Annotated in this window: 7 protein-coding genes; all 7 read left to right on the top strand. The window is 68.7% G+C overall.

The window, feature by feature from the left end; genetic code table 11:
- On the top strand, positions 1–736 hold a 736-nt coding region (gene trpA / locus AC6RA4_RS21895; RefSeq protein WP_500163913.1), incomplete at its 5' end, for a tryptophan synthase subunit alpha.
- A 389-nt stretch (positions 737–1,125) separates the two neighbouring features.
- On the top strand, positions 1,126–1,554 hold the full coding sequence (locus tag AC6RA4_RS21890) for an RrF2 family transcriptional regulator (RefSeq protein WP_500163911.1): 429 nt from the start codon (positions 1,126–1,128) through the stop codon (positions 1,552–1,554).
- A 354-nt stretch (positions 1,555–1,908) separates the two neighbouring features.
- Entirely contained in the window at positions 1,909–3,900 is a 1,992-nt protein-coding gene (locus AC6RA4_RS21885) for an FAD-dependent oxidoreductase (RefSeq protein WP_500163909.1), read from the top strand.
- A 12-nt stretch (positions 3,901–3,912) separates the two neighbouring features.
- Positions 3,913–5,406: a cytochrome c3 family protein gene (locus tag AC6RA4_RS21880; RefSeq protein ID WP_500163907.1), complete on the top strand. Its 1,494-nt coding sequence runs from the start codon at positions 3,913–3,915 to the stop codon at positions 5,404–5,406.
- 53 nt (positions 5,407–5,459) lie between these two features.
- The gene (locus AC6RA4_RS21875) at positions 5,460–6,029 is read left to right on the top strand and encodes a Tll0287-like domain-containing protein (protein ID WP_500163906.1); all 570 of its coding nucleotides are present in this window, start codon (positions 5,460–5,462) and stop codon (positions 6,027–6,029) included.
- Between the two features lie 4 nt (positions 6,030–6,033).
- The gene (locus AC6RA4_RS21870; RefSeq protein ID WP_500163903.1) at positions 6,034–6,480 is read left to right on the top strand and encodes a c-type cytochrome; all 447 of its coding nucleotides are present in this window, start codon (positions 6,034–6,036) and stop codon (positions 6,478–6,480) included.
- A 7-nt stretch (positions 6,481–6,487) separates the two neighbouring features.
- Positions 6,488–6,904: a globin family protein gene (locus AC6RA4_RS21865; RefSeq protein WP_500163901.1), complete on the top strand. Its 417-nt coding sequence runs from the start codon at positions 6,488–6,490 to the stop codon at positions 6,902–6,904.
- The last annotated feature ends 106 nt before the right edge of the window (positions 6,905–7,010 follow it).

Genomic DNA, 7,010 nt, shown 5'->3' with positions numbered 1-7,010 from the left:
CGTCGCCTATGTCATGGCCGGCGATCCCGATTACGACCGCTCGCTCGAGCTGGTGAAGGGCCTGCCCGCCGCCGGCGTCGACATCATCGAGCTCGGCCAGCCCTTCACCGACCCGATGGCGGACGGCCCGACCATCCAGCTCGCCGGCCAGCGCGCGCTCGAGGCCGGCCAGACGCTGGAGCGCACGCTGCAGATGGTGCGCGACTTCCGCGAAGGCGACGACAGCACCCCGATCGTGCTGATGGGCTACTACAACCCGATCTACAACCGCGGCGTCGAGCGCTTTCTCGAAGACGCCCGCGAAGCCGGCATCGACGGGCTGATCGTGGTCGACCTGCCCCCCGAGGAAGACGAGGAGCTCTGCATCCCGGCCCAGAAGGCCGGCCTCAACTTCATCCGCCTCGCCACCCCCACCACCGATGACAAGCGCCTGCCCAAGGTGCTGCAGAACACCTCGGGCTTCGTCTACTACGTCTCGATCACCGGCATCACCGGCGCCGCCGCGGCGCAGGCCGCCGACGTTGCCCCAGAAGTGGCGCGCATCAAGGCCAAGACCGACCTGCCGGTCATCGTGGGCTTCGGCATCCGCACGCCGGAAACCTCCGAAAGCATCGCCAGCGTCGCAGATGGCTGCGTCGTGGGCTCGGCCATCGTCGCCGCCCAGGCCGAGGGCAAGCCCACCGACGAGGTGCTCGCCTTCGTCAAATCCCTCGCCGACGGCGCCCACCGCGCCTGACCCCGGCGGCATTGGCCAACAGGCAAAGGGGCGCCTCCGGGCCGCCCCTTTTTCTCTGCCCCCCATCTTCTCTGGTTCCAAAATACCTCGGGGGAGTCCGCGCTTGCGCGGACGGGGGCAGCGCCCCCTCTGTTCCCGACCGGATACGCCAACGCCGAGGAGACCGCATGCGCCCAACCGCAAGGCGCGTCCCTCTCCCGCCGCCGCCTCCCCAGCCTCGGGCCCGCGACGCCCTCCCTGAACCACCGGTGCCGGACATCCCATCGGCCGGCCTTCGCCGCAGCCCCCTTGCAACCCTCCCGCGTTCTGTGCGCCTAATCGGCGAGTTCCGCGCCGACGCCCCGCCGCCACGGGACGCGCCGCCTCGCACCGCTCAGGACTTCGCCCAGATGAAACTCACGCGCTATTCCGACTATGCCCTGAGGGTCACTCTCTATCTCGCCCTGCATCCCGACCGGCTGGTGCCGATCTCCGAGATCGTCACCGCCTACGACCTGCCGCGCGGCAATGTGATGAAGCTGGCCACCGATCTGGTCGGGGCCGGCGTCGTGCAATCGGTTCGCGGGCGCAGCGGCGGACTGCGGCTGGCGCGCCCCGCCGATGAACTGACGCTTGGCGAGATCGTGCGGCACACCGAGGGCGAGCAGGCGCTGATCGATTGCGAGGGCTGCATTCTGCTGCCCGACTGCGGGCTGATCCCGATCCTCGGCGAAGCGAAGGCGGCGATGTTCGGGGTGCTCGACGGCTACACCTTGCAACAGGTCGCCCAGAAAAGCCCGCGCGCGGTGGCCCGCCTACTGGCGGCGTTTCGCGACTGATCGCCACCGCTCCTGCGGCGCAAAACCATGCCGGCGCCCCGATTCCGTCCCCTCGGCCGGTCCGCATCCGCGAGCGCTGCATGTTTTCACCGCGCACAGAAACCAATCATTCATGCAAAATGAATGTTAATTTTTGACCGGCCCCCTGCCCGATGCGGTCGCAGACCCGGAAAATCCGGGCCACGCGGCATTTATCATTTCTGAGGCGCAGGCTTCGGCCCTAAGCATAAAGGGCGCCGACAACGTGGTCGTCGACAGCAGAACACAGACGTTCTCGAATTCCGCCATTGCAAACACCCCCTGATCGGTGCGCCGAAAGGCGTGCGCACAGGTGGCAGCCAAATTCGGAAGCTGATGACCGCACAGCCGAACCAGACCCTGATCCGGCCGGAGGCCGGCGCCGCTCGCACCCGTGTCGTGGTGATTGGCGGCGGCCCGGTGGGCGCGCGCGCCGCAAGCGCGCTGGCCCGCGCCGGGGCCGACGTGACCTTGCTGTCAAGCGAGCCGGTCGCGCCTTACAACCGGGTCAAGCTGACGCCGCTGCTGGCCGGATCGGTGCAATTCGGAGAGATCGTCACCCCCGGGCTGAGCGACACGGCGCACGATCTGCGCCTGCTGACCGGGATGCGCGCCACCGCCATCGACCGCGAGCGCTCTTACGTGGTGACCGCCGACCGGCAGATCTGGCCCTATGACAAGCTCATCGTCGCAACCGGTTCGCGCGCCTTCGTGCCCGGCATACCGGGGCGCGACCTGTCGGGGGTCTTCACCTTCCGCTCCGCCGAGGATGCCTCGGCGCTGCTGGCGCGCAGCATCAGCGCGCGGCGCGTGGTGGTGATCGGCGGCGGCCTTCTCGGGCTCGAAGCGGCCCGTGGCATGCAACAGCGGCAGGCGCATGTCACCGTGGTCGAGCACGAGAACCGGGTCATGCCCCGGCAGCTCGACGCGGCGGCGGGCGCGGTGCTGGCCGAGAGGATCGCCGATCTCGGCGTGTCGGTGCGCACCGGCGTCGCGGTGCGCGAGATCGCGGGCGAGCACCGGGTCGAGGCCATTCACCTCGCCAGCGGCGAGACGCTGCCCTGCGACACCGTGATCGTCTGCACCGGGGTCCGCGCCAACACCGATCTGGCGCGCGACGCCAAGCTGCCCTTCAGCCGCGGCATTCTGGTCGACGACGCCATGCGCACCGCCGATCCCGACATCTACGCCATCGGCGAATGCGCCGAGCATGCCGGCATCGTGCACGGGCTGGTGGGGCCCGGCTATGAGCAGGCGGATGCCGCCGTGGCCGACATTCTGGGCGGCGCGGCGCCCTACCGGGGCTCGACCCCGACCACCAAGCTCAAGGTGATCGGGGCGGATGTGTTCTCGGTCGGCGAGATCGAACAGCTCGAGGTCGCGGCGGACGTGCGCAGCCACGTGTGGCAGAGCGAAGCGGGCTATCGCCGCATCTTCCTGCGCGGCGGGCGGCTGGTCGGCGCCATCGCGGTCGGCGGCTGGCCGCAGGCGAGCCGGGTGCAGAGTGCGATCCAGAACGGCGCATTGATCTACCCGTGGATGGTGGGCCGGTTCCTGCGCGGCGGCGCGCTGTGGCTCGACGGCGAGGACGACATCGCGCAGATGCCGAACGCGGCGACGCTGTGCAACTGCACCGGCGTCACCTGCGGGCGGCTGCGCGAGGTGGTGTCGCAGGGCGCCGCAACCGCCGAGGCGCTGAGCGCGGCCACCGGCGCCGGAACGGTCTGCGGCTCGTGCCAGCCCCTTCTGGAAGAGATGGTCAGCGCCGGAGCGCCTCCGAAACCGGTGCGCTGGCACCGCCCGATCCTCGCACTCTCCGCCCTCGCGGCGCTGTCCGCGGTGATCGTGGCATTCGCGCCGCGCATTCCGTTTCCGCAGAGCTTCGACGCCGAGAGCCTGCGGGAATGGCTGTGGCGCGACAATATCGTCAAGCAATGGACCGGCTTCCTGCTGCTCGGGGTCACGCTGGCGGCGATGATCATCGGCCTGCGCAAGCGTCTGCGGATCATGGACCGGCTCGGCGCCTATGACGGCTGGCGGCTGGTGCATCTGGCCATTGGCGGGCTGGCCGCTCTGGGGCTGGTGGCGCATACCGGGCTGCGGCCCGGCGCCAATCTCAACCTGCTGCTGTTCGTCAGCTTTGCCGCGACCCTGCTGCTCGGCGCGGCCGCCGGCCTCGCCACCGGCGGCGACCACGCGCTGCGCGCCCGCCGCATCGGCAGCGCCCGCAAATCCGCCCGCCGCTGGCCGACCTGGCTGCATATCGCGGTGATCTGGCCGCTGCCGGTGCTGATCCTCGCCCATGTTCTCACAAGCTACGCGTTCTGAACGGAGGGGTTGATGTCGCGCACCGTACTTCTCTGGCTGCTCTGGGGCGTGCTCACGCTGCTCGGCGCGAGCGCCGCGCTTGCCACGCTATACATCGGCGGAGACCGCACCGTCCTGCTGCCGGGACAGACCGCCGGAGCGCACCACCAGCTCGAGATCGCCTGCGAGACCTGCCACACCTCGGACCCGTTCGAATCCCAGGCAGCGGTGCGCAAGGATCTCAACAAGACCTGCGTGACCTGCCACAAGGACGAGCTGAAGGCCGCGGATGACAGCCATCCGAAGAAGAAATTCACCAATCCCCGGATGGCCTCCTACTGGGAAAAGATCGACGGCCGGTTCTGCACTTCGTGCCATGTCGAGCACCAGCCCGAGGTCACCCTGCCGATGATGCTCACACTTCAGGGCGACTATTGCGTCGCCTGCCACTCCGAGGGCGAGCAGGACATCCGCAAGGACCGCGAGAGTCATGCCGACCTGACCTTCGACACCTGCGCCTCGTCGGGCTGCCACAACTACCACGACAACCGCGCGCTCTACGAGGATTTCCTCGTCAAGCACGCCGGTGAGCCATGGCTGGCAGACCTCCCGGTGATCGCCGCGGCGGCGCTTCCGGCCCGCCCGCGCGCCACCACCGCCGCCGAGGTCGAGACCTATCTCGCCGCGCTCGACGCCCCCGCCGACGCAACAACCGACGCAGGCGCAGACGCGGACGAGATCGCCCACGACTGGGCCGCCTCGGCCCACGCCGCCGCCGAGGTGACCTGCAACAGCTGCCACATTCCCGAGGACGCTCAGGCGTGGACCGATCACCCCGACCAGGGCATCTGCGCGGATTGCCACAAGCCCGCCGCCAAGAGCTTCTCGCTCGGCCGGCACGGCATGCGCGGCCATTCCAAGATCTCCAAGCCGCGCGATGCCGCCAAGCAGCTCAAGGCGCTGGGATGGAAGAACCCGCCCGAGGGGCTGGTCTCGGCCCTCAACGCCTATCTCGACGATCCCGCGCCGCCGGCGCTGATGACCACCGACGAGGCCCAGGCCGATCTGGCCACCGAGGCGCATGGTCAGGGCATGACCTGCATCTCCTGCCACGCGCCGCATCGCGAAGAGCCGCAGCAGACCGCCGTCACCGCCTGCCTGAGCTGCCACGCCGACGAGCACAGCCAGTCCTACGAGGCCAGCCCCCATGCCGGGCTCTGGACGGCAGAGCTGGACGGCTCCGGCGCGCCGGGCTCTGGGGTCACCTGCGCCACCTGTCACATGCCGCAGGCCGAGAGCAAAGGCTTTGCCGTCACCAATCACAACCAGAACGACACCCTTCGCCCGAACGAGAAGATGATCCGCGCCGTGTGCCTCGACTGCCACGGGCTCGGCTTCGCCATCGACGCGCTGGCCGACCCGGCGCTGATCGCGAACAACTTCAAGGGCCAGCCATCCCGCCACGTCGAAAGCATCGATTGGGCGACAAGCCGCGTGGAACCGCCCGAGCAAGGCGCCAACCAGTGATCGGACGGTCCACGCGTCCCCCTGCCACTCATAACGCAACAGGAGAGACAGTTATGACAAGCTACGGAACGAAGATCAAAGCCGCAGTTCTGTGCGGCGCCATGACCCTTGGCGGCGGCACCGCAGCCCAGGCCGAGATGGATTATCAGGAGGTGTCTGACCTGCTTCACCTGGTGATGTCCTCGGACCGCACGGTCTATACAAGGATGATCGTCAACCGCCTCGCGGTGAAGGAAAAGGTCATCACCGCATCGGAGCATTTCGAGGACGAGAAGGCGCTGGTCCTGCCGGCGCAGATGTTCCGCTTCGGCGCCGAGATGGTCGCCGAGGAGACCGATGCGTTCTCCTACTCGCTGCTGTCGCTCTGGCCGATCAACAAGCAGAACGCCCCCGCCACCGATCTCGAGAAAGAGGGCCTCCAGTACCTTGTCGATAACCCGGGCGAGAACTTCTACGGCGAGGAAGAGCTGGGCGGCCAGACCTACTTCACCGCGTTCTACGCCGATGTCGCCGTGGCCGAGGCCTGCTCCTCCTGCCACAACGGCCACAAGGACTCGCCCAAGACCGACTTCGAGGGCGGCGACGTGATGGGCGGCGTGGTGATCCGGATCCCGACGGACTGATCCGGTGCTGCGGGGGACGATAGGCGCTCTGGCGCTGATCGCGGCCGGGCCGGCAGCGGCAGAGGTCTCCCTCGCCGATGTCCTGTCGGCCCGCGGGCTGGACGGGTTCGTCACCGCGGACCGTCTGCCGGTGCCCGACCGTCCGTCGTTGCGCGACGGCCGGGCTGTCTGGGAGGGCACCTGCATGGCCTGCCACGGCGGCAACAAGGCCACCGGCGCCCCCAAGATCACCGCCACACGGCCCTGGCAGCCCCGCATCGCGCAGGGGCTTCCGGTGCTGATCGAACACGCCACGCAGGGCTTCATCGGCAAGACCTACGCCGAGATGCCGGCCCGTGGCGGCAATCCAACGCTCAGCGACGCCCAGGTCGCCGCGGCCGTGGCCTTCATGGTCTGGGCCAGCGGCGGCGCGGATCAGGCGCTGGCCTACACAGAACAAGAAAAGGAATGAGAGAGACATGACCCCCGAAAAGATCGCCCTGGTCCAGGGCAGCTTCAAGAAGGTGGCCCCGATCGCCGGACCCGCCGCCGACATCTTCTACGACAAGCTCTTCGAGATCGCGCCGCAGGTGCGGCCGCTGTTTCCCGACGACATGAGCGAGCAGAAGAAAAAGCTCATGCAGATGATCGCGATCGCGGTGAACGGCCTCACCAAGCTCGACGAAATCCTGCCGGCCGTGCAGGATCTGGGCCGCCGTCACAACGGCTACGACGTGACGCCCGAGCATTACGACTATGTCGGCGAAGCGCTGATCTTCACCCTCGGCAAGGGCCTTGGCGACGATTTCACGCCGGAAACCAAGGAAGCCTGGGTCGAAACCTACGGCGTCCTCGCCTCGGTCATGATCGACGCCCAGAACGAAGCGGCGGCCTGACCCGCCTCGGGACCGGGTCGCCCGGTCCCGCCCCACCCCGGCGCGCGCTCGCCACGCCCCCCGGCGCCCAGACCCGTCCCCGCCCCGCCCCCCCGCACCCCACACC

It is taken from the genome of Salipiger sp., assembly GCF_059781815.1.
This window is presented reverse-complemented; position numbering and strand designations above follow the sequence as displayed.

What these genes read in the sequence shown, in the direction of transcription:
- AC6RA4_RS21885 (WP_500163909.1), top strand. Translation starts at nt 1,909, where the DNA reads ATGACCGCACAGCCGAACCAGACCCTGATCCGGCCGGAGGCCGGCGCC.
- AC6RA4_RS21890 (WP_500163911.1), top strand. Translation starts at nt 1,126, where the DNA reads ATGAAACTCACGCGCTATTCCGACTATGCCCTGAGGGTCACTCTCTAT.
- AC6RA4_RS21875 (WP_500163906.1), top strand. Translation starts at nt 5,460, where the DNA reads ATGACAAGCTACGGAACGAAGATCAAAGCCGCAGTTCTGTGCGGCGCC.
- AC6RA4_RS21865 (WP_500163901.1), top strand. Translation starts at nt 6,488, where the DNA reads ATGACCCCCGAAAAGATCGCCCTGGTCCAGGGCAGCTTCAAGAAGGTG.
- AC6RA4_RS21880 (WP_500163907.1), top strand. Translation starts at nt 3,913, where the DNA reads ATGTCGCGCACCGTACTTCTCTGGCTGCTCTGGGGCGTGCTCACGCTG.